General features: G+C 35.0%; 22 protein-coding genes. 7 read left to right on the forward strand and 15 right to left on the reverse strand.

All coding sequences use genetic code 11. The annotated features are described in order from the left end of the window. Positions 1-34: 34 nt before the first annotated feature. Both R2Q59_RS15120 and R2Q59_RS15125 read right to left on the reverse strand, forming a co-directional pair. Entirely contained in the window at positions 35-1,615 is a 1,581-nt protein-coding gene (locus R2Q59_RS15120) for a peptide chain release factor 3 (protein ID WP_316786084.1), read from the reverse strand. Between the two features lie 513 nt (positions 1,616-2,128). After that, complete coding sequence (locus R2Q59_RS15125; RefSeq protein WP_316786085.1) at positions 2,129-3,553, reverse strand: DUF6600 domain-containing protein; 1,425 nt, start codon at positions 3,551-3,553, stop codon at positions 2,129-2,131. A 326-nt stretch (positions 3,554-3,879) separates the two neighbouring features. On the opposite strand from R2Q59_RS15125, the gene R2Q59_RS15130 reads away from it, so the two are divergent. Beyond that, complete coding sequence (locus R2Q59_RS15130) at positions 3,880-4,593, forward strand: SAM-dependent methyltransferase (protein WP_316786086.1); 714 nt, start codon at positions 3,880-3,882, stop codon at positions 4,591-4,593. A gap of 36 nt (positions 4,594-4,629) precedes the next feature. On the opposite strand, the gene nadD is transcribed toward R2Q59_RS15130, so the two are convergent. The 6 genes from nadD to R2Q59_RS15160 all read right to left on the reverse strand — a co-directional run bounded on the left by nadD (position 4,630) and on the right by R2Q59_RS15160 (position 8,217). Continuing rightward, on the reverse strand, positions 4,630-5,235 hold the full coding sequence (gene nadD, locus R2Q59_RS15135) for a nicotinate (nicotinamide) nucleotide adenylyltransferase (RefSeq protein WP_316786087.1): 606 nt from the start codon (positions 5,233-5,235) through the stop codon (positions 4,630-4,632). A 14-nt stretch (positions 5,236-5,249) separates the two neighbouring features. Further along, entirely contained in the window at positions 5,250-5,633 is a 384-nt protein-coding gene (locus R2Q59_RS15140; protein ID WP_316770502.1) for a type II toxin-antitoxin system VapC family toxin, read from the reverse strand. Further along, entirely contained in the window at positions 5,633-5,836 is a 204-nt protein-coding gene (locus R2Q59_RS15145; protein WP_316770505.1) for a DUF2281 domain-containing protein, read from the reverse strand. The genes R2Q59_RS15140 and R2Q59_RS15145 overlap by 1 nt, the downstream gene beginning before the upstream one ends. A 36-nt stretch (positions 5,837-5,872) precedes the next feature. Then, on the reverse strand, positions 5,873-6,442 hold the full coding sequence (gene gmk / locus R2Q59_RS15150; RefSeq protein ID WP_316770507.1) for a guanylate kinase: 570 nt from the start codon (positions 6,440-6,442) through the stop codon (positions 5,873-5,875). A gap of 69 nt (positions 6,443-6,511) precedes the next feature. After that, positions 6,512-7,375 carry a YicC/YloC family endoribonuclease gene (locus tag R2Q59_RS15155; protein WP_316772570.1) on the reverse strand — a complete coding sequence of 288 codons (864 nt, stop codon included), beginning with the start codon at positions 7,373-7,375 and terminating at the stop codon, positions 6,512-6,514. Between the two features lie 104 nt (positions 7,376-7,479). Next, a complete protein-coding gene (locus R2Q59_RS15160) occupies positions 7,480-8,217 on the reverse strand; it encodes a lysophospholipid acyltransferase family protein (RefSeq protein WP_316770509.1) in 738 nt (245 codons plus the stop codon). 71 nt (positions 8,218-8,288) lie between these two features. Here R2Q59_RS15160 and R2Q59_RS15165 point away from each other — a divergent pair, with 71 nt between their 5' ends. Then, entirely contained in the window at positions 8,289-9,005 is a 717-nt protein-coding gene (locus R2Q59_RS15165) for a hypothetical protein (RefSeq protein ID WP_316786088.1), read from the forward strand. Positions 9,006-9,214: 209 nt separating this feature from the next. Here R2Q59_RS15165 and rnc read toward each other — a convergent pair whose 3' ends face one another. From rnc to R2Q59_RS15180, 3 genes are all read right to left on the reverse strand, one after another. Then, on the reverse strand, positions 9,215-9,943 hold the full coding sequence (gene rnc, locus R2Q59_RS15170; RefSeq protein WP_316770513.1) for a ribonuclease III: 729 nt from the start codon (positions 9,941-9,943) through the stop codon (positions 9,215-9,217). An 82-nt stretch (positions 9,944-10,025) separates the two neighbouring features. Further along, complete coding sequence (fabF, locus tag R2Q59_RS15175; protein WP_316770516.1) at positions 10,026-11,279, reverse strand: beta-ketoacyl-ACP synthase II; 1,254 nt, start codon at positions 11,277-11,279, stop codon at positions 10,026-10,028. A 28-nt stretch (positions 11,280-11,307) separates the two neighbouring features. Further along, positions 11,308-11,544 carry an acyl carrier protein gene (locus tag R2Q59_RS15180; protein ID WP_031266521.1) on the reverse strand — a complete coding sequence of 79 codons (237 nt, stop codon included), beginning with the start codon at positions 11,542-11,544 and terminating at the stop codon, positions 11,308-11,310. Positions 11,545-11,702: 158 nt separating this feature from the next. Here R2Q59_RS15180 and R2Q59_RS15185 point away from each other — a divergent pair, with 158 nt between their 5' ends. The 3 genes from R2Q59_RS15185 (at position 11,703) to R2Q59_RS15195 (ending at position 15,992) form a co-directional block, all read left to right on the forward strand. Continuing rightward, on the forward strand, positions 11,703-12,122 hold the full coding sequence (locus R2Q59_RS15185) for an IPExxxVDY family protein (protein ID WP_316770547.1): 420 nt from the start codon (positions 11,703-11,705) through the stop codon (positions 12,120-12,122). 137 nt (positions 12,123-12,259) lie between these two features. Beyond that, positions 12,260-13,690 (forward strand): pyruvate kinase, encoded by a 1,431-nt coding sequence (gene pyk / locus R2Q59_RS15190; RefSeq protein WP_316770549.1) that lies wholly within the window; start codon positions 12,260-12,262, stop codon positions 13,688-13,690. A 145-nt stretch (positions 13,691-13,835) separates the two neighbouring features. Further along, complete coding sequence (locus R2Q59_RS15195) at positions 13,836-15,992, forward strand: S9 family peptidase (RefSeq protein ID WP_316786089.1); 2,157 nt, start codon at positions 13,836-13,838, stop codon at positions 15,990-15,992. 47 nt (positions 15,993-16,039) lie between these two features. On the opposite strand, the gene R2Q59_RS15200 is transcribed toward R2Q59_RS15195, so the two are convergent. Beyond that, positions 16,040-16,261 (reverse strand): hypothetical protein, encoded by a 222-nt coding sequence (locus R2Q59_RS15200; RefSeq protein ID WP_316770552.1) that lies wholly within the window; start codon positions 16,259-16,261, stop codon positions 16,040-16,042. Between the two features lie 53 nt (positions 16,262-16,314). On the opposite strand from R2Q59_RS15200, the gene R2Q59_RS15205 reads away from it, so the two are divergent. Continuing rightward, positions 16,315-16,986, forward strand: coding sequence for an NAD-dependent epimerase/dehydratase family protein (locus R2Q59_RS15205; RefSeq protein WP_316770553.1), 672 nt, complete (start codon positions 16,315-16,317; stop codon positions 16,984-16,986). 136 nt (positions 16,987-17,122) lie between these two features. Here the strand turns inward: R2Q59_RS15205 and R2Q59_RS15210 are convergent, their stop codons facing one another. Together R2Q59_RS15210 and R2Q59_RS15215 are read right to left on the reverse strand one after the other, a co-directional pair. Continuing rightward, positions 17,123-17,296, reverse strand: a complete 174-nt coding sequence (locus R2Q59_RS15210) for a hypothetical protein (RefSeq protein ID WP_316786091.1) — start codon at positions 17,294-17,296, stop codon at positions 17,123-17,125. A gap of 186 nt (positions 17,297-17,482) precedes the next feature. Further along, positions 17,483-18,103: a porin family protein gene (locus R2Q59_RS15215; protein WP_316770558.1), complete on the reverse strand. Its 621-nt coding sequence runs from the start codon at positions 18,101-18,103 to the stop codon at positions 17,483-17,485. 271 nt (positions 18,104-18,374) lie between these two features. On the opposite strand from R2Q59_RS15215, the gene R2Q59_RS15220 reads away from it, so the two are divergent. Then, entirely contained in the window at positions 18,375-20,081 is a 1,707-nt protein-coding gene (locus R2Q59_RS15220; protein WP_316786092.1) for a glycoside hydrolase family 3 protein, read from the forward strand. A 69-nt stretch (positions 20,082-20,150) separates the two neighbouring features. On the opposite strand, the gene R2Q59_RS15225 is transcribed toward R2Q59_RS15220, so the two are convergent. Further along, the gene (locus R2Q59_RS15225) at positions 20,151-20,654 is read right to left on the reverse strand and encodes a thioredoxin family protein (RefSeq protein WP_316786093.1); all 504 of its coding nucleotides are present in this window, start codon (positions 20,652-20,654) and stop codon (positions 20,151-20,153) included. Between the last annotated feature and the right edge of the window lie 15 nt (positions 20,655-20,669).

A 20,669-nucleotide genomic window follows, 5' to 3' on the forward strand; every position in this document is an offset into this window, starting at 1 on the left:
CAACTTCAACCTACTGAACAATTGAACCAATGAACTACTTAAACTCACTCGTTTTATGGAATTCAATATCTGGATAATCTCTCATCGTCATGTTAATCATGAACTCATTATCCGCTAAATAAACTGGATTACCATCTTTATCTTCACCAATATGCTGTTGTTTACGTTTTAAAAACTCCTCTAATTTTTTAGGGTCTTTTGATGTTACCCAGTTAGAACGAGTATAACTTAACATCCTGAAATGCGCTTTTGCACCATACTCATGCTCCAATCTAAAAGCGATAACCTCAAACTGTAAATCTCCAACCGCACCAATTACTTTTCTATTACCAGGCTGCATGACAAATAATTGTGCAACACCTTCTTCAGTTAATTGTTGTAAGCCCTTTTCTAGCTGTTTAGTTTTTAATGGATCTCTATTCTCAACTTCCTTGAAAATCTCCGGAGAGAAGCTCGGAATACCTTTAAATTGTAATTTCTCACCTTCCGTTAAAGTATCGCCAATTTTAAAAGTACCACTGTCGTATAAACCCACCACATCACCTGGCCAAGCTTCTTCAACAATGCTTTTTTCGTTGGCCATAAAATCCATCGGGTTGGAGAATTTTATTTTCTTGTTATTTCTGGTATGATAGAAGAACTTATTACGCTCAAATTTACCAGAGCAAATTCTTAAAAATGCAATTCTATCTCTATGGTTCGGGTCTAAGTTGGCGTGTATTTTAAATACAAAACCACTAAAATTCTTTTCAGTTGCTAAAACAGTACGTTCTTCTGCTTCTCTACTTTTCGGACTAGGAGCAATGTTTACAAACGTGTCCAATAATTCCTTAATCCCAAAGTTATTAATAGCGCTGCCAAAAAATACTGGGGCCAATAAACCTTCTAGGTACATTTCTTTGTCAACTGCGCCATAAACGCCTTCAACTAATTCCAATTCTTCTTTTAAAGTCGATAATGATTTTTCTGGTAAAAACTGTGCTAAATTCTCGTCATCTAAACTGTTCACCTCAATAACAGGAGTGCTTATTTTCTTTTTGTCTGGCTCAAATAAATTAAGGTGGTTGTTGTAAATGCTATAAACTCCTTTAAAAGTATGACCTTGACCAATTGGCCAACTCAACGGACATAAACTGATGTTTAATTTGTTTTCAATTTCATCTAATAAATCAAAGGCATCTTTACCCTCACGGTCCATTTTGTTAACGAAAATGATTACTGGTGTATTTCTCATTCTACAAACCGACATTAATTTTTCGGTCTGCTCTTCCACACCTTTCACACAATCTACCACCAAAATCACACTATCAACTGCAGATAAAGTACGGTAAGTATCTTCAGCGAAATCCTTGTGACCAGGTGTATCTAAAATATTGATGCGCTTGCCATTATATTCGAAACCCATTACAGATGTTGCTACCGAAATACCACGTTGCTTTTCAATTTCCATAAAATCGGATGTGCTACTTTGATTCGCTTTATTCCGTTTTACAGCACCAGCAGTATTAATTGCGCCACCAAAAAGCAAGAACTTTTCGGTTAATGTGGTTTTACCAGCATCGGGGTGACTAATAATTGCAAATGTTTTTCTTTTTTCTATTTCAGGATTTAACATGGATTTTTTATTGATAATGTGGGCAGAAACTTAATTAAATAGCAGATACAGCAAGGCTTTATAAAAAGCGAAGGGGGAATAATATGGCTGTGGCTTGTTTCATTGCGCTGCAAAGGTAAGAATATTTTCTTTCTAGTATAAAGTAGTTATTTGCGAGTAAAAAGACAGGGTATTTTATGAAGCGCAAGGTTAAAGGCAAAGATTAAAGGTAGTCCAGCTTTACGCTAAATCTTTTTAATTGCCCTTCGACTACGCTCAGGGTGACATTAAAAAGGATATCGCTTCAATCTGGGCTATTTAACAGTGGCTTGTGCAGGGAAACCAGACATAGTAGCACAAACCAATTTGCTTAAACCTGATAGGAATGGAAAGCCCGATTGAGGAACGATTGAGGCTTGCAATAGATAGCAGGGCTGAGCCTTCAAAAAAGTGTTGGCAGCACCTTTTCAAATTATTTAACATAAAAAAAGCCGATTAAAAAACCGGCTCTTTCTTGTTCATACTAAATTATTTTTATCCTCTTCCTGGACGGCCACCGCCTCCACCTCTCTCACCACGACTTTCTGAACCACCGCCAGAACTTCTTTGTTGTGGAGCTGATTGTGTACGCTCTACACGTTGAGGTTGTGATTGTTGTCTTTCCATTCTTTGTTGCTGAGGTTGCGCTTGTTGTACAGGCTGAGGGCGCTCCATCCTTTGTTGCTGTGGCATTTCTCTACTACGCTCAACTCTTTGTTGTTGAGGTTGCGCCTGCTGTACGGGCTGCTGACGCTCAACTCTTTGTTGCTGTGGCATTTCTCGGCTACGTTCAACCCTTTGTTCTTGAGGTTGAGATTGTGGTGTAGGCTGAGTACGTTCAACTCGTTGAGATTGGTTATTGTTACCATCGCTTCTTCTGTCAAAAACACTTGGTCTTTGGTTTGCAACACCATTATTCTCATTACCTCGATTACCGTTTTCTCTTCCTTGAGGAGCAGTTACTTCATTTCCATTTCTAGAAGGTCTAGTTGAAGTGCTACCATTGTAGCCCCTGTCAGCATTCCTATCGGCACCTTGATTTACGTTTCCATTGTTTCTATCAAATCCGCCATTATTATTTCCCCTGTCACCACGATTAGCGGTTACATTATTCTCTCTTCCAACTGGTCCGCGGTTAATACTACCCTGAACTGCATTTCTTGGAGCCGAGTTTCCATTATCTCTGCTAGCACGTGGACTGTAAATATTTACGTTTCTATCATCAATTCTAGATGCACCTGGTCTGCTGCTTCTGTTAACATTATAAACAGTTACATTTTGATTAGTTGCACGTCTTACTTCTTCAGCTCTAGGACCAGTATAATATGTCCTGTTATTGCGAACATAAGTATTGTTGATAATTACAGTGTTTTGAATGTATACCCTGTTTCTACCATAGTTATAACGAGGATAGCTGTTGATGTAAATATTGTTGTAAGGAATAAAGTTCCAGCACATATCTGGAACTCTGTATCCACCCCTGCCAATATTTATACCGATGCTAATGCTTGGTCCTAAAGGAGCCCATCCATAATATCCGCCACCACTTCTCCAACTTACCCAAGCTGGTCCCCAAACTGTATCTGGTAACCAAACCCATTGGTTGTAACGGTTGTAAATCCAACGTCCGTAGTGAAACGGAGCCCAGCCCCAATCGTAGTTACTTACCCAAGTATTTCCATACTCGGTCATTGCCCAACGACCATTACTGTAATAAGGCCTAAAATCTTCTTGGTCTACATCCGGACGCCAAACGTAACCGTATTGCGGGTCCTGAATCCAAGTTCCATAAGGAGAAAGTTCATCGTAAAACGATTGTAAGGAAACATCCTCTTGCTGAGCCTTTGCCGATTGTGTGGTTCCAGCAAATAAGAGCATGAGACCTACCAGCAGTGCTGGTAATTTGATCATGTTTTTCATTTTGTGTGTGTTTTAAAATTTATAATTAACCTAACGCTTTGTGTATATCAATTTGAACACCATTTTTAATAAAGGATTAAGCCAACATTAACAAACTGTGTTATTGTCTCATTTTAACGCTTTTCTTTACAATTAAGTGTTTTAAGGTAGGCTAAAAGCAACTCCTTGGATGTGTAAAAAATAAGTCGGGCAGAACTAAATTTGCTACATTTTGTAAAATTCAACAAAACAATATTGCCTGTTAGCTGTTTTGCCAAACCTTTGAGAAATTTTAATAGTGCTAGTTATTGGCTTAAAACTGTACTTTTGTAGCTTAAAGTTTAGCAATGCAAAGAGGTACCTTGTTTTTAATCCCAGTTCCATTGGCAGAAAATGCCCAAAATAAATCCTACACGCCATTTTTGATTGATACAATTAATGTAATTAAAACCTACATTGTTGAAAATGAAAAAACAGCTCGTAAGTTTTTAAAGGAAGCTGGTTTAAAAACTCCACAAAGTGAATTACTTATTCACGATTTTGGCAAACACAAACGTGGAAACTCTTTAGTGCCTTATTTTACTCAATTAATGTCGGGTATCGATGTTGGTTTAATGAGCGAAGCTGGTTGCCCAGGTGTTGCTGACCCAGGTGCAGAAATTGTTGCAGAAGCACACAAACGTGGGATAAAGGTTGTGCCTTTGGTTGGACCAAATTCTATGATACAAGCTTTAATGTCATCTGGGTTTAGTGGACAGAGTTTTACTTTTCATGGGTATTTACCAATTGATAAAGTAGAGAGAGCTAAACGCATAAAAGAGCTTGAAGCATTATCGCAAAAAAACAAACAAACTCAATTGTTCATGGAAACTCCATTTAGGAACAACCATCTATTTGAAGACGTACTGAAAAACTGTAGCGGCAGTACTCAGCTTTGCATAGCTTGTAATATTAATGGTGATGATGAATACATTAAAACCTTAACAGTTGGTGCTTGGAAAAGCGAAAGAATAGACTTGCACAAAAAGCCAACTGTGTTTTTGATTTATAAAGCTTCTTAATTCACTGCCGTTGGCTTCAGCCAACGGATTGAAAAACTATCTATACATACTTTTCTGTTCGATAAACTCTAGCACATTATCTGGAACAAAAAATTGAATGTTTTTATTGTCTTTTAAAGCTTTGCGAATAAAGGTTGAGGAGATTTCCATTTCTGGCGTATCCGTAAAAGTAATTGAGGGATGATTTTTCCATTCACTTACATCGGCACCAGGGCGTGGATAAACATAGATATGATAATCTTTAAGCAAGATTTCGTAATTCTTCCATTTTTTCAAGGACACCAAATTGTCAGCTCCCATTATTAAAACGAATTCTTTTTCTGGATAGCGCTCTTGTAAATGGGTAAGTGTATCTATCGTATAGGAAGGCTGAGGTAATTTAAATTCTATATCACTTACCTTAATTTGCGGTGCATTTTCAGTCGCCAATTTAGCCATTTCCAAACGGTCGTACATATTAGCCAAACCGCTCTTTTGCTTTAGTGGATTATGAGGTGAAACAACTAACCAAACTTCTTTCAAACCACTAAAACTTGCCATATAGTTGGCAATAATTAAGTGGCCGATATGGATGGGATTATATGAACCGAAGAAAAGGCCCGTGAGCAGTTTTCGGTTTTCAGTTTTCGGTTCGATATCCATGGTTAACAAAGCTTTTACCAAAAAACATTAACATCATATAAAATAAAATTCTTGTCTTTAGATAATAAAACAAGTTCTTCAGTAATTGCCTGAGCAATTAAAATTCTATCAAAAGGGTCGCGATGATGAAATTCTAATTGATTAAGTGATAAAATATGATTGAAACTTATGGGCAGAATTTCAATCTGATTCTGGTCTAAAAATTCAAATATTTTATCAAATTCAGATAGAAGTGAAAGTTTATTTAATTTAGATTTTATTGCTATTTCCCAAATACTTGCAATGCTTATAAAACATTGATTATTTAAATCTTTGATTTCATCAATAACCTTTTTGGGTAAGGAAGAATCACCATTTATAAACCAAATAAATGTATGTGTATCTAATAAATAAGACATTACATATATTCCTTAAAATCTTCTAAAGGCTCATCAAAATCATTAGCCATTTTAAAAAAGCCTTTGGCGTATCCAAATTGTCTTTCTTTAATTTGTTTGCCTGATTTAGTTTTTTTCTTCAATGAAGCAACAAACTCAGACACTTGTTTCTTTAAATCAGAAGGCAAAGCAGATATTTGGCTATATAATTGAATATCAGTCATAATGTAAATATAAAGCTTTTGCTAGATTTCTAAAAATCATTTTTTTAGAAATGAAGCTACTATTTTCTCCGCTTCAGCACAAGCAACCTCTAAATCGTAGTTCTTAAGTATGATGTCAAACTTATCTGCGTATAAAAGTTCTTTTTCTGCTTTTATAAAACGTTCTTGAAGTTTTTCTTGGCTATCAGTTCCTCTTCCAGTTAAACGCTCTTTTAATACTTCTAAAGATGGCGGTTGAACAAAAATAGCCAATGCATCATCTTCGTATTTTCTTTTTAAGCGTAAACCACCTTCAACATCGATATCAAAAATTACATGTTTGCCAGAATCCCAAATCCTTTGAATTTCTGAACGCAAGGTGCCATAAAATGTTCCGCTGTAAACCTCTTCAAATTCTACAAATTCTTGACGAGCAACTTTATGCAAAAAATCTTCTTTAGTGATGAAATAATAATCGTTTTCATGTTTTTCTGTTCCACGAGATTCTCTTGTAGTTGCAGAGATAGAGAAACTTAATTGCGGAAATTTCTTTAGTAAGTGTCTTACAATGGTTGTTTTACCAGCTCCTGATGGTGCAGAAAATATAATGAGTTTGCCTTGTTTCATTTTTAATAAGCCTAAAGACTAAAGCGAAAAGACCAAAGCTTTAGACTTTGTGCTTTAAGCTTTTAGCTCTTATAACACGTTCAATAACTGTTCTTTAATTTTTTCTAATTCTTCTTTCATTCCCACAACTAATTGCTGTATATGCGCATCATTAGCTTTGGCACCCATGGTATTAATTTCTCTGCCGATTTCTTGAGAGATAAACCCTAATTTTTTACCATTGGCATCTTTACCTTTTAGGGTAGCCATGAAATAATCACAGTGGCTTTTTAAGCGGGTTTTCTCTTCGGTAATGTCTAATTTATCAATATAGTAAATCAACTCTTGCTCTAAACGATTTTGGTCGATGTTTACCTTGCCAACTGTTTCTTCTAAAAATTGAGTTAATCTGGCTTTTACTTGTGGAACTCTTAACGGAGCAAGCTTATCTATTTCAGCAAAAAAGTCTAAAATGTTTTGAATTCGAAGTTCTAAATCTGCTCTTAAAACTTTGCCTTCATCTTCTCTAAACTGATTAAAATTGGCTAGTGCTTTTAAAAATGTTTGATGTAAAACTTCCCAATCATTTTCACCAATCTCTTCTTCCGTATAAGTAATTACTTCGGGAAAGTTAAGGGCGGTTTGCAATAGATTTGCTGAATTTGCACCCAAAGAAGCATTAATTTCTTCTAGTTGTTTGTAATAACGAGTTAGTAGAGTGGTGTTAATTGTAGCTCCTTTCTGATTGTCGTCGCTACGTTCAATGTTTACAGAAACATTAACTTTTCCTCGTTCAATATCTTTACTGCAAGTATTACGCAATAAAAGCTCTTTATCTGAATATGCTCTTGGTAATTTTAAATTTAACTCCAAAAACTTAGAGTTCAGAGATTTTATCTCAACAGCAAACTTTACATTTTCTATGTCAGTAGCTGCCAAGCCAAAGCCTGTCATTGATTTTATCATGTGCAAAGATAGTAAAAAAGGTAGAGGGTTAAAAGGCTAAAGGTGTAAGGCAATAAGCAACAATTTTGCAATCCAGCATTTTAACAATAGAACTAACTATACTTTAAAATAGCTTCTTCCATTAAGTCGTAAACTTTCTGTTTAAGCATTTGCATATCATCTTGTGTTAATCCTTTTACATCCACAGGTGTGATAAAAACAGTAGTTAACAAACCAGGACGAGCATTTAGCGGATTAACCCTTGGCAATAATGCTCTATTATTTATCATTACAAATGGCATCAATGGTGTTTGAGTTTCAATCGCAATTCTAAAAGCGCCATCATAAAATTCGCTTAATGGTTTTTCAGTTTTATTCATCGTTCCTTCTGGGAAAATGAGAATCGACTGCCCGTTGTTGATGTCTGCTTTTAAGGCGTTAACAGATTCTTCACGACTTTCCTTGCTACTTCTGTCAATTAAAACAACAATTCTTTTATAGATTAAACCAAAAATTGGAATTTTAGTCATTTCAACTTTTCCAAGCGGACTAAAATATTGAGGAATGCCAATACAAACGGCAATAGCATCTAAATAAGAACCATGATTGCCCACATAAATGTGAGGAATATCTCGATTAATTAAATGTGTGTTTTTTGTTTTAATCCAAAAGAAGGAAGCGGCACTAAATCCCCATGCCCAACATCTTAACAGAAATAGAATAATCCGTTTGCCATTTGTTTTTGATAAGATTGCCGAAGCCAATAATACAAAAGGTAATGCAATGAACATCAAGGCAATAAAAATTATTCCTGCATAAATTAAATATATTCCTGATAAAACTTTTGACATTAATTAACGTTTTTTAACTTATTGGGTTCGCAAACAATCCTTAAGTTTACAAAATAAATAAATAAGACACAATGAAGCCTTTCCGTTTGTTCTTTTTAGGCATTCTATTTTTAGTTTCTTTCCCATTTATAAATGCTTTTGCACAACAAGAATTTATGCAAAGTGGCGTTGTATTTGAAAATGGATCAAAAATCCGTATTGCCTTAGCAGAGGTTACTAATTTACGTAATGGCTATAGTGTTGGCACAAATGATATGGGTTTGTTTTCCATAAAATCTGCCATAGGCGATACCCTAGTTGTTATAAAAAGAGGATTTAATGATATAAGAGTTGTAGTTAGCTCTACCAAGGATATTATTTTGCAATTAAATAGGGGTGGAACCATGTTAAGTGAAGTTGTGATTAATGGTCAAGGAAAAAAACAAACGCTAGATGCCATAAAAAGAGATTTTAAAAATAAAGGCTCATTTTATGGAGGAAAGCCTCCAATACTTTCATACGTTTTGTCTCCGCTAACTGCTATTTACGAATTATTCGGTCGCACGCCCAAAAACGCTAGGAGATTCAATAAAATGTATGTTTCTGAATTGCAAGATAGCCACGTAGACCAGCTTTTCAACAAAACAACCATTAATAAGGAAACTGGCTTAACAGGAAAAAAGCTAGAAGATTTTATGGTTAATTATCGTCCTGATTACGAAAAAGCCAAAAACTGGACTTATTATGATAGCACAAAGTGGATTAAGGATTCTTTCAAGAATTATACGGATACTTTGAAGAAGAAGTAGATAACCTAATTAATAGGACTCTTTCGGGTATAAATTTTAATTGCGATTAATAACCCGACCATGATTAAAATAGAAAAAAAGAAAGACAAATATGTGTTTATTGGAACTTTATGCCCGCTTGCTAAAGCCATGAACAGGAAAAAGACACAAAAGCATAATGAAAGAATAAGGGCAACTTTGAGTATATAAAGAATGTGTTGCCTCATTTACTAAATCGCCAAAGACTCACAAGCTTTTTCTGCAGCTAATTTCTCTGCATTTTTCTTGTTGTAATCTCTTCCAATTCCTTGATTTTCTCCATCAACTATAGCATGAACGGTAAATAACTTAGCACTTTCACCCTCGCCATTTTCAACCATTTCGAAAGAAATATCCTTGCTATGACGTTGGCACCATTCAATTAGTTTACTCTTGAAATTAGTTTCCGTCATTTCTAAAGTATGCACATCAATATATGGTTTAACGATACGTTTAAGTAAAAGATTTTTAGTGAAGTTATAACCTTTATCTAGGTAAACCGCCCCAATTAAAGCCTCAAAAGCATCGCCTAACATAGAATGATGTTTGCTGGAAACACTAACTGTTTTTTGATCGTAAACGATTAATTGGTCAAAACCCATTTTACGGGCAAGTTGATTTAAATTTGCCCTATTAACGATTTTGGAGCGCATCTCCGTTAAAAAGCCTTCTTCTTTGTAGGGATAGATTTTGAAGAGTAATTCTGCAATAACAGAACCTAGAATAGCGTCACCTAAAAATTCTAAACGTTCGTTGCTACTTCTGCTACCATTTTTTAAAACTTTAGCCACAGAGCGATGTCTGAATGCCATTTTGTACAAAGTCACATTTCCAGGCACAAAGCCTAAAATGTTTTTAAGTTTTTTTACAAACTCTTTGTTGGGCGATAAGTAAAGTTTATATAAGTTGAAAAACGGCATTAAATCTTATAACAAAAAATTAAAAGGTGCTATGTAATGTATAAATATACAATACAAATATCAACAAAGATAGTTTATTAGGTTAACCTTCGTATTTTTTGAAAATAACAGACGCATTATGACCACCAAATCCAAAAGTATTACTTTGAGCCGCACGAATAGTACGTTTTTGAGCCTTATTAAATGTGAAATTTAACTTTGGATCAAACTCTGGATCATCAGTAAAGTGATTGATAGTTGGTGGAACAATGTCATTTTGAACCGCTAGAATTGTAGCAATTGCTTCAATAGCACCTGCTGCACCTAGTAAGTGTCCTGTCATAGATTTAGTCGAGCTAATGTTTAAATTATAAGCATCTTCTCCAAATAAATCTACAATCGCTCTGCTTTCGCTAACATCTCCAAGCGGAGTAGACGTTCCATGGACATTGATGTAATCAATATCTGCGGTTGTCAATTTAGCATCTCTTAAAGCATTAGACATTACTAGTTTAGCGCCTAAACCTTGTGGATGTGGAGCTGTAATGTGATTTGCATCAGCACTCATGCCACCACCTACAATTTCTGCATAGATTTTAGCGCCACGAGCTTTAGCATGTTCTAATTCTTCTAAAATAATGGTGCCGGCACCTTCACCAGCAACAAAACCTTCTCTATCCTTATCAAAAGGACGTGAGGCTGTTTTAGGGTCGTCATTTCTAGTAGAAAGTGCATGCATCGCGTTGAAACCGCCAATTCCTGCTTCGTTGATAATAGCTTCCGAACCACCACTAATAATAATGTCAGCAATATCCAAACGGATGTAGTTGAAAGCATCAATCATGGCATTAGTTGCAGATGCACAAGCCGAAACAGTTGAGAAATTTGGTCCTCTTAAGCCATATTTCATAGAAATGTGACCAGGAGCAATGTCAATAATTACTTTTGGAATAAAGAATGGATTGATCCTTGGAGTACCATCGCCCAAAAAGAAAGTTTTCATCTCTTCTTGGAATGTTTTAAAACCGCCAATACCCGATCCCCAGATAACGCCTACACGGTTGGTGTCGATTTTTTCCCAATCGTAACCACCATCTTTTACGGCTTCAGCTGTAGATACCAAGGCATATTGCACAAATGGATCTAATTTGCGAGCTTCTTTTTTATCCAAATGATCTTCAGGATTGAAGTTTTTTAACTCGCACGCAAACTTTGTTTTGAACTTTTCTGTATCAAAACCTGTAATTGGCCCAGCGCCGCTCACACCATTAACCAACCCATCCCAGAATTCTGGAACAGTATTGCCAATTGGAGTGAGCGCACCTAAACCTGTAACTACTACTCTTTTTAATTCCATTTATACGTATTGTACGGAAAGCGTATTTTTACTTAACGTTTTTTTCTAAATAAGCAACAGCTTGACCTACAGTACCGATAGTTTCAGCCTGATCATCAGGAATTGCAACATTGAATTCTTTTTCAAATTCCATAATCAATTCTACAGTATCCAAAGAATCTGCACCTAGATCATTCGTGAAAGACGCTTCTGGCGTAACTTCGCTTTCATCAACACCTAGTTTTTCTACAATGATAGCCTTAACTCTTGAAGCAATATCAGACATAATTTTATAATTTAATGGTTAAATAATTCTGTGCAAAGAAAAATAAAATTCTAACACTTTTCAAATGTTTTTATTTCTCAATCAATTTTAATCTTTTTATTTCAAACTTAATGTAAAATTAGTTTTATAATTTCGTAATTCTAAAAAAATATTACGTTTTGAACAAAACTTATTTAAAACTGTCTTTAGACCTTGATTTTGTTTTAATAGCCATAACGGCAGCTGTAAAAGATTATATCCTCTGCCATAAGATAAATAAAAGCCTAGAGTTTGAGTTCGAAAAGACTGAGGATCACGAAGTTTACTATAATATTGATGAAGCTCCACTTTCATTTTCTAGGTTTTATTATTTTGTAGAACAAGGTGAAATTGAATATTATTTGGTTAACAATCGAAATCCAGAAGGGTTTTTAATTCCTGAAATGAACAAAGTTGATTTTTTTATAATAATACAACAGTATGTAGATAAAGAAGATCTTAATTTTATTTTGACTAGATTAAACAAACTGCCTGATATTCAGGTGGCTGCACAGATAAATCCACTTAAATTAAAGTCAAAAGAAAATTTGGTAATGTAAATTTTATATTGTTAGTGTATTAAATACACTATATTTGAATCTAAATAAAACCAAAATATAACATAAACAGTTAGATAAAACATCGTTTATTTCTACAATAACGCCTTTTTGTTTTATCATTTAATAGAAATAAATAAATGAAACCTTTTCATTCAAGAACAAAAATTGTAGCCACTTTAGGCCCAGCATCAGCTAAACCAGACGTTTTGTATAGCATGTTTAATGCAGGATTAGATGTTTGCCGTTTAAATTTTTCACATGGTTCTCAAGCAGATCACCAAGAAGTTTTAGATACCATTCGTAGCATCAATAAAAAATATAAATATAACGTTGGTATTCTTGCCGATTTACAAGGTCCAAAAATTAGAATTGGAACGGTAAAAGACGGTGGTATTCACTTAGTTAACGGTAAACGCACAGTTATTACTACTCAAGAATGTGTTGGTAATGAGGAGCGTATTTACATCACTTATGAAAACTTTCCACAAGATGTGAAAGCAGGAGAAATTATCCTTTTAGATGACGGTAAATTACAAATGCGTGTAATTGAAACAAATTATAAGGATGAAGTAGTTTGTGAAATAGTTCACGGAGGAATTTTAACTTCGAGAAAAGGAGTAAACCTTCCAAATACTAAGGTTTCCATCCCTTCATTAACTATTGAAGATCGTAAAAACCTAGAATTTGTTCTTGAGAATGATGTGGAATGGATCGGTTTATCATTTGTTCGTAATGCAGAAGACATCATCGAATTAAAAGATATTATTAAAGCTCGTGGTAAAAAAGCAAGAGTAATTGCAAAAATTGAAAAGCCAGAGGCAATTGCAAATATCGATGAAATTATTGCAGTATCTGATGCAATTATGGTTGCACGTGGAGACCTTGGAGTTGAAATGCCAATGGAAGAAGTGCCATTGTTGCAAAAAATGATTGTAAAAAAATGTAGAGCAGCTTCTAAGCCAGTTATTATTGCTACGCAGATGTTAGAGAGTATGATTACTACTCCTCGTCCAACTCGTGCAGAAGTAAATGACGTAGCTAACTCTGTTCTAGATGGTGCAGATGCAGTAATGCTAAGTGGAGAAACTTCGGTTGGAGAATTTCCGCTAATCGTTATTGAAACGATGCAGAAAATCATTTCTAACATAGAAGATAATAATTACTCTTTCCATGTTGAGAAATATTTAAATAAGGATTCTAAAAGCTTTTTAGCCGATGCGGTTTGCGATTCTGCCTGTTTCTTGGCAAAACAAACCAATGCAGTTGGTATCGTTTCAATGACATCAAGCGGTTATACTGCTTTTGAGCTTTCGAGCCACAGACCACAAGCGCCTATATTTATTTTTACGAGTAATGAAGGAATGTTAAATACATTGAGTTTAATTTGGGGAGTAAGAGGTTTTTACTACGATAAATTTGAAACTACTGATGATACTATTACCGATGTAAATGATGTTTTGAAGAAAAATAAATTAATCAAAAAAGGTGATATCGTGATTAATTCGGCTTCAATTCCGTTGCATGCCAAAGGCAAAACGAATATGATTAAAGTTACTGTTGTAGAATAAATCTAACCAAATATAATAATGAGGTGCCCTTGCTTAACGCTTGGGCATTTTTTGTATAGTCAATTTGAATAATGTATTATTCCTAATACTTTAAAGGCGATTAGTTGAAATAATTTATTTTTATACCCTACTAAATAATAAGCATATGAATAAATATTTACTTACAGTAACAGTTACCGCTTTGTCATTTGCTGTAAAGGCCCAACATGGCGTTATTACTGCTAAGGATTATGAGCGGGCAGAAGGCTTTATGGCTTATAATACGGCACAATACATTGATCGTTCAGGCATAAATCCAAACTATATTGATGGTACAGATAAATTCTGGTATACTGTTAGGAGTCAAAATGGTACAGAAACTTATTTGGTAGATCCGAGCAAAAAAACCAAAACCTTAACTACCGAATATAAAGATACTCCATCTGGGCAAGGTGGAGGCAGGAGATTTGGAGGTGGTGCAAATGGAGTTATATCGCCCGATGGCAAAAAAATAGTTTTTATAAAAGATTGGAATTTATGGGTACGTGATATTGCTACCAAAAAGGAAACCCAATTAACTACAGATGGGATAAAAGATTACGGTTATGCAACTGATAACGCTGGTTGGACAATGAGTGATGGTCCAATTGTACGTTGGTCGCCAGATTCAAAAAAGGTTGCTACTTTTCAGCAGGATCAAAGAAACGTAAGCGACATGTATTTAGTAACAACAAATGTTGGCGCTCCAGTTTTAAAGGCTTGGAAATACCCGTTGCCAGGTGATAAGGTAATTGCGACGATAAGAAGAGTAATCATCGATGTAGAAAATGCAAAAGTAATCAGCTTAAATATTCCACCAGATACGCACAGAGCAACTTTGAGTGATGATATTGCAAGCAGCGGAACTTTCGATGACATCGATTGGAAAGCTGATGGTTCGGAAATGGCATTTCTATCAACTTCAAGAGATCATAAAAACGAAAAATTCCGCATTGCGGATGCAACTACAGGAGCTGTTAGAGAAATTTTTGAGGAAACAGTGAAAACACAATTTGAATCTGGTAGAGGAGTGATTAACTGGCGATATTTACCAGCAACTAAAGAAATTCTTTGGTATTCTGAACGAGATAATTGGGGCCATATGTATCTGTATGATGCAACCACGGGAAAATTAAAAAATCAAATTACCAAAGGAGATTGGTTGGTAACAAGATTAGTAAAAGTTGATGAGAAAAACCGTGTTTTGTACTTTATGGGATGTGGTCGTGAACCAGGTAATCCATATTTTGGTTATTTCTATAAGATTGGATTTGATGGTAAAGGGCTAACTTTATTAACGCCAGATGCTGGAAATCATACCATTTCTTTATCGCCAACGAGCAATTATTTTTTAGATACTTACTCTACTCCAGAAACGCCAGCAACAATGGCTTACAGAGATATTAAAGGCAAATTGGTTACAGCATTAGAAAAAACAGACGTTTCGAGACTAATTGCCAGAGGCTGGAAAGCACCAATTGCTGTTAGCACAAAAGGTGGCGATGGTAAAACCGATGTTTACGGTTTGATATTTACACCAACCAAAATGGACCCAAATAAAAAATATCCTGTTATCGATTATATTTATCCTGGTCCGCAGGGTGGGAGCGTAGGAAGCTGGTCTTTCTCTGCATCAAGAGGCGATCATCAAGCTTTAGCTGAATTAGGTTTTATCGTGGTGATGATTGAAGGAACAAGTAATCCATTCCGTTCAAAAGCATTTCATGACATGAGTTATGGTAATATGGCCGAAAATACTTTGCCAGATCAAATTGCAGCCATTAGAACTTTAGCTAAGACTTATCCAATTGATACAAATAAAGTAGGCATTTGGGGTCATTCTGGTGGTGGTTTTGCAACAGCCGCTGCCATGTTCCGTTATCCAGATTTCTTTAAAGTTGGTATTGCAGAATCAGGTAACCATGACAACCGTAACTACGAGGATGATTGGGGCGAAAGATACAATGGTTTAGTAGAAAATTCTGATTATGAGAAACAAGCCAATCAGAATTATGCGAAAAACTTAAAAGGAAAGCTAATGTTAGCGCATGGAATGATGGATAATAACGTACCTCCATCAAATACAATGTTAGTAGTTGATGCATTAATTAAAGCAAATAAGAGTTTCGATTTATTAGTGTTCCCTAACAGCGCCCATGGTTTTGGTGCTTATTCACCTTATATGATGCGTAGACGTTGGGACTATTTTGTGCAGAATTTGTTAAATATGGAGCCGCCAAAAGATTATTTATTGGGTGGTGCACAACAGAGACCCAGAAATTAATAAGAAAAGATAAAATTAAATCCTCAATCAGAAATGGTAGGGATTTTTTATTTCGTGTCGTCTTTCTTCTTTACATGGTCTGCTAATTCATAACCTTTTCTCTCTTCATTTTTATCCTTATCTAAAAAAAGCAAAACGATTAGAGAAATAATTGGTATTAAGAAGGAGATAAAAAACCAAAACCAAAAACTTTTGCCCATGCTGTGTGCATAAACGCCCGCAACGGTCTGAGGGATTAGCATCACACATAACAATAGTAATTCTGGCATAAGGAACAAAAGTAAATATTAAGGGTTAAATTAGCATCAATCTAATTTAAATTATGGAATCGAAAATAAGAGCAATTATTACTGGCGTAACTGGTATGGTTGGCGAAGGCGTGTTGTATGAGTGTTTAAACAGCGATAAAGTTGAAGCTATTTTAGTCATCAATAGAAAACCCTGTGGTTATAGTCATCCAAAATTAAAAGAAATTATTCATCAAGATTTTTTCGACTTTTCTACAATAGAAAATCAATTAACAGATTATAATGCGTGTTATTTTTGTTTGGGCGTTACTTCTGTTGGCAAGGATAAAGACGAATATTATAAAATGACCTATACTTTAACTATGCATGTTGCAGAAACATTAAGCAAGTTAAATAACGACATGACGTTTTGTTATGTATCTGGAGCGGGAACAAATAGTAGCGAAAAGGGAGGGATAAATTGGGCGATTGTGAAAGGTAAAACTGAAAATGATTTAATGGAACTGCCATTTAATCAAGTTTTTAATTTTCGTCCTGGAATAATAAAACCAACCAAAGGTTTAAAATATACCCATGGTTTTTATAAAGTATTCATGTGGCTGTTCCCAATTTTAAAGGCCATCAACACAAATAGCTTTGTAAGTTTAAAGGAAATGGGCTTGGCAATGATAAATACCGCAAATGGTGTTAATCAACGAAAGATTTTAGAGGTGAAGGATATTATTGCCTTAGCTAAGGAAGGTTAAATAAAAAGCATCAGTTTTTTGCTGATGCTTTATCTCTGTTGTTCTATGCGATTTTCGTCATGCTGAATTTATTTCAGCATCTGGCTTGCAGTAAAGACCCTGAAATGAATTCAGGGAGACGGAACGTCTTTAAGGATTATTGTCCTCTTTTTCGTTGATTATCTTTATTTGAGGTTTGGTCCGACCGTTGTCCTCCTCCATTAGTTATACCATTTTCCTTTTTATCCAATTTAGGGTTATGGTTAGCTCTATCGGCTTTTGAACCTCCTTGTACAGTTGGATTGTTTTTTGGCGTGCTTACATCTTTCATAGCTATATGTTTTAGGTTATTAATATGTAGAGCGATGTTATTATAACCTTTTGAAAGAGGATATTGTTTTAACAGATTTTGTTAGCATGGCCATTTCCCGAAGTAAATCAGGACTAAGGGACGCACTCTAAACAAAAAAGACCATCTTATAAAGACGGTCTTAAAATTTTTTAAGTAATTAGTAGATTAGAATTTAATTCCTAAACCTAATTGGAATACCTGGTTTTTAAACTCTGGAGTTGTTGTACTTCCATTTTCGTTATTTTTTTGGAAATCTAAAGCATAACGACCATTGATTCCGAATTGGCTATTGATATCATATCTAAAACCAATAACACCACCAACTAAGCTCTTTTTAAAACGGTCAGACTCGTCTTCAACAATTGTTTGTTGAGCAGTACCAAATCCATTTTCAAATTTATTATCAGTAGACAATAAGAATGAAACCTGCGGACCAGCAACTAAGTTTAATCCGCCACCAACTCTAATACTTGCTAAAATTGGTAAGTCGATAAATTTAGTAGTTTGAGTAAACTTGCCGAAATCACTTTCTAATTTATAGCCTTTAGTAGAGTATAAAAGCTCTGGAGTAAAGGCTAGATTTTCTAACAATTTAATATCTAAGGTAACACCTGCGTGGTATCCAAATAAATAATCTGTTTTAAAATCATTATTACCATCATCTTTAATAATGTTCGAGTAGTTTGCGCCTGCTTTTACGCCAAATCTAATGGCTTGATCTGTAGATTGTGCATTTGCAACGCCTGTAATGAACAAGCCAATTGCTAGGATAATTATTTTTTTCATGAGTTTTCAATTATTGATTTTCTACCCTTATGGAATAAATGTGCCAAAGAATTTTAATCTAAACATGGAGAATGATTAAAAACTATCTTTACGACTTGAAAAACAACGATTTAATACTTGTTTAAACTTTTATTCTTTTCGCAATGCGGATGCTAAACATACCATGTAAAGTGTATTAAATTTAATACAATTGGATAACGTGGTTAGATATTTGCCTACGTTCACACAAATAAATAATTACTAATTTTATGGCTTGCCTATAATTCAAAAAATGAAAAAATCCCTTTTTTATAGTTTAAGTATCGCAGTTTCTATTTCCGCTACTGCGATAAAAGCACAACAAACTTCTTATATCGACCTTTTAAAACAAGAGCCTAAATGGGTTGATTCGGTTTTTAAAAAACTAAACAAGAAACAAAAAATTGCTCAAATGTTTTTTGTGGCCGCGTATACAAACAAAAGCAAGGCCTTTACCGATTCTATTGGTAAAGTAATCAAAAAAGAAAAAATTGGGGGCTTGGTGTTCTTTCAGGGCGGTCCTGGAAGACAAGCTGCTTTAACTAATCAATACCAAAAACTGGCAAGAGTTCCATTATTAATTGCCTCTGATGGCGAATGGGGCTTAGGAATGCGATTGGATAGTACCATTGCTTATCCTTATCAAATGGCTTTAGGTGCAATTCAGAATAAAGAATTGATTTACCAAATGGGTTTAGAAGTTGCCAAAGACTACAAACGAATTGGTATGCACATGAATTTGGCGCCAGATGTTGATGTAAATAACAACGCAAAAAATCCTGTAATTAACTACCGTTCTTTTGGCGAAAACAAATATAATGTTGCCGATAAAGGTGCCGCTTATTTAAAAGGAATGCAAGATGGGGGCTTACTGGTTAGCATCAAACATTTTCCTGGCCACGGAGATACAGATGTAGATTCTCACTATGATTTGCCTCAACTTAAATTTACAAAAGAGCGTTTAGATAGTTTAGAAATGTATCCTTTTAAAGAATTGGTAAAAAATGGTGCAGCTGGGGTTATGATTGCACACATGAATATTCCAGCTTTAGATGCAACACCAAATATGCCTTCAACTTTATCAAAACCAATTGTTACTGGGATCTTAAAAGAGCAAATTGGCTTTAAAGGAATTGTTATTTCTGATGCCATGGGAATGAAAGGCGTAGTAAAATTCTTTAAAGATGGAGAGGCCGATGTAATGGGCGTAATTGCAGGAAACGATATCTTAGAACTTTCTGAGGATAGTAAAAGAGCAGTTAAAATGGTGAGGAAGGCGATTAAAGAAGAGCGCTTAACTATGGAGAGAATTGATGAAAGCGTAAAGAAAATATTAACTGCTAAGTATTGGGCAGGCTTAAATATTCCTCAAACTATTAACGAAAGTAATGTTGCTGCTGATGTGAATAGGCCAGAAAGTTTGGTTTTATTACAGCAATTGGCAGATGCAAGTATGACTTTGTTAAGGGGAAGAGAATACATTAAAACACTTTCTCCGGATAAAAGAACTGTTATCTTAAATCTTGGAACACCCGATGTTACTACTTTCCAAAAGGAATTAGCTACAACTTATAAAAATTCAATCGTTTACAATTTAAATAAGGATGCAAATGCCAATGCAATCGCAAAGGTTTTAGCAGAAATTAAACCTGATGACCAAGTGATTATCGCAATTGTAGATACTCGTATTCGTCCTGGAAATAACATTCCATTAAGTGCAGATTTAAAAATGTTTATTGCTGATATGGCTAAAAAAGATGCTGTTTTTGCCCTGTTCGCAAATCCATATAACTTAGCTGGATTAACGGGATTAGAAAATGCAAAAGCTTTATTGGTAGCCTATCAGAAAGAAGAGTTTATGCAGAAATCGGCGGCCTCAGTTTTTAAAAATCAATTAATCCCAACAGGCAAACTTCCGGTTTCTGTAAATGGATTTTTTAAATATGGAGATGGACTTTAAGAAGTTTGGAGATTGGAGTTTTTAGTGTGGAGCTGTTTTAACTCCCAACTCCAATCTCCCAACTCTCGACTAATACTTATTGTTCTCTGGTTGCAACGCTGCGTAATTCCAGTTTTTCAAAAACTCAGTAATCTTTTTCACGCTGTGACCATTTCCTTCTTCTAAATAGGCTGAGTTTTGCGTGTGAATTAATTTTCCATCTCCGTCTAAAATAAGAAATACAGGGAAGCCGAAACGGCCAGGGTAACTTAATTTTTTAAGTACAGCTTCATTTTTGTTTTCTGGGCTATAGTTTAGCAAAACAGTCTCGTAGTTTTTATTAAGAAGTTCTTTTAATGCAGGTGTCGCATCAACTAAGTCGTGAAAACGAATGCACCAAATGCACCAGTTGCCACCAACTTGAATAAATACGTGTTTCTTTTCCTTCTTAGCTTTTGCAACAGCTGCATCTATGTCTGCCTGTGCATTTGCTTTTGGATTATAAATAGTAACAGCAGGTTTTGTAGCTGCGGTTTGTGCGAAACCTGATGTTGATAATAAGGCTAAAGCAACAATAAAAAGGACTTTTTTCATATTCTTTTATTTATA

It is taken from the genome of Pedobacter frigiditerrae (assembly GCF_032678705.1).
GTDB classification, from domain to species: Bacteria; Bacteroidota; Bacteroidia; order Sphingobacteriales; family Sphingobacteriaceae; genus Pedobacter; species Pedobacter frigiditerrae_A.

Coding starts and splice junctions, on each gene's coding strand:
- R2Q59_RS15120 (WP_316786084.1), bottom strand. CDS start 1,615: ATGTTAAATCCTGAAATAGAAAAAAGAAAAACATTTGCAATTATTAGT.
- R2Q59_RS15125 (WP_316786085.1), bottom strand. CDS start 3,553: ATGAAAAACATGATCAAATTACCAGCACTGCTGGTAGGTCTCATGCTC.
- R2Q59_RS15130 (WP_316786086.1), top strand. CDS start 3,880: ATGCAAAGAGGTACCTTGTTTTTAATCCCAGTTCCATTGGCAGAAAAT.
- nadD (WP_316786087.1), bottom strand. CDS start 5,235: ATGGATATCGAACCGAAAACTGAAAACCGAAAACTGCTCACGGGCCTT.
- R2Q59_RS15140 (WP_316770502.1), bottom strand. CDS start 5,633: ATGTCTTATTTATTAGATACACATACATTTATTTGGTTTATAAATGGT.
- R2Q59_RS15145 (WP_316770505.1), bottom strand. CDS start 5,836: ATGACTGATATTCAATTATATAGCCAAATATCTGCTTTGCCTTCTGAT.
- gmk (WP_316770507.1), bottom strand. CDS start 6,442: ATGAAACAAGGCAAACTCATTATATTTTCTGCACCATCAGGAGCTGGT.
- R2Q59_RS15155 (WP_316772570.1), bottom strand. CDS start 7,375: ATGACAGGCTTTGGCTTGGCAGCTACTGACATAGAAAATGTAAAGTTT.
- R2Q59_RS15160 (WP_316770509.1), bottom strand. CDS start 8,217: ATGTCAAAAGTTTTATCAGGAATATATTTAATTTATGCAGGAATAATT.
- R2Q59_RS15165 (WP_316786088.1), top strand. CDS start 8,289: ATGAAGCCTTTCCGTTTGTTCTTTTTAGGCATTCTATTTTTAGTTTCT.
- rnc (WP_316770513.1), bottom strand. CDS start 9,943: ATGCCGTTTTTCAACTTATATAAACTTTACTTATCGCCCAACAAAGAG.
- fabF (WP_316770516.1), bottom strand. CDS start 11,279: ATGGAATTAAAAAGAGTAGTAGTTACAGGTTTAGGTGCGCTCACTCCA.
- R2Q59_RS15180 (WP_031266521.1), bottom strand. CDS start 11,544: ATGTCTGATATTGCTTCAAGAGTTAAGGCTATCATTGTAGAAAAACTA.
- pyk (WP_316770549.1), top strand. CDS start 12,260: ATGAAACCTTTTCATTCAAGAACAAAAATTGTAGCCACTTTAGGCCCA.
- R2Q59_RS15195 (WP_316786089.1), top strand. CDS start 13,836: ATGAATAAATATTTACTTACAGTAACAGTTACCGCTTTGTCATTTGCT.
- R2Q59_RS15200 (WP_316770552.1), bottom strand. CDS start 16,261: ATGCCAGAATTACTATTGTTATGTGTGATGCTAATCCCTCAGACCGTT.
- R2Q59_RS15205 (WP_316770553.1), top strand. CDS start 16,315: ATGGAATCGAAAATAAGAGCAATTATTACTGGCGTAACTGGTATGGTT.
- R2Q59_RS15210 (WP_316786091.1), bottom strand. CDS start 17,296: ATGAAAGATGTAAGCACGCCAAAAAACAATCCAACTGTACAAGGAGGT.
- R2Q59_RS15215 (WP_316770558.1), bottom strand. CDS start 18,103: ATGAAAAAAATAATTATCCTAGCAATTGGCTTGTTCATTACAGGCGTT.
- R2Q59_RS15220 (WP_316786092.1), top strand. CDS start 18,375: ATGAAAAAATCCCTTTTTTATAGTTTAAGTATCGCAGTTTCTATTTCC.
- R2Q59_RS15225 (WP_316786093.1), bottom strand. CDS start 20,654: ATGAAAAAAGTCCTTTTTATTGTTGCTTTAGCCTTATTATCAACATCA.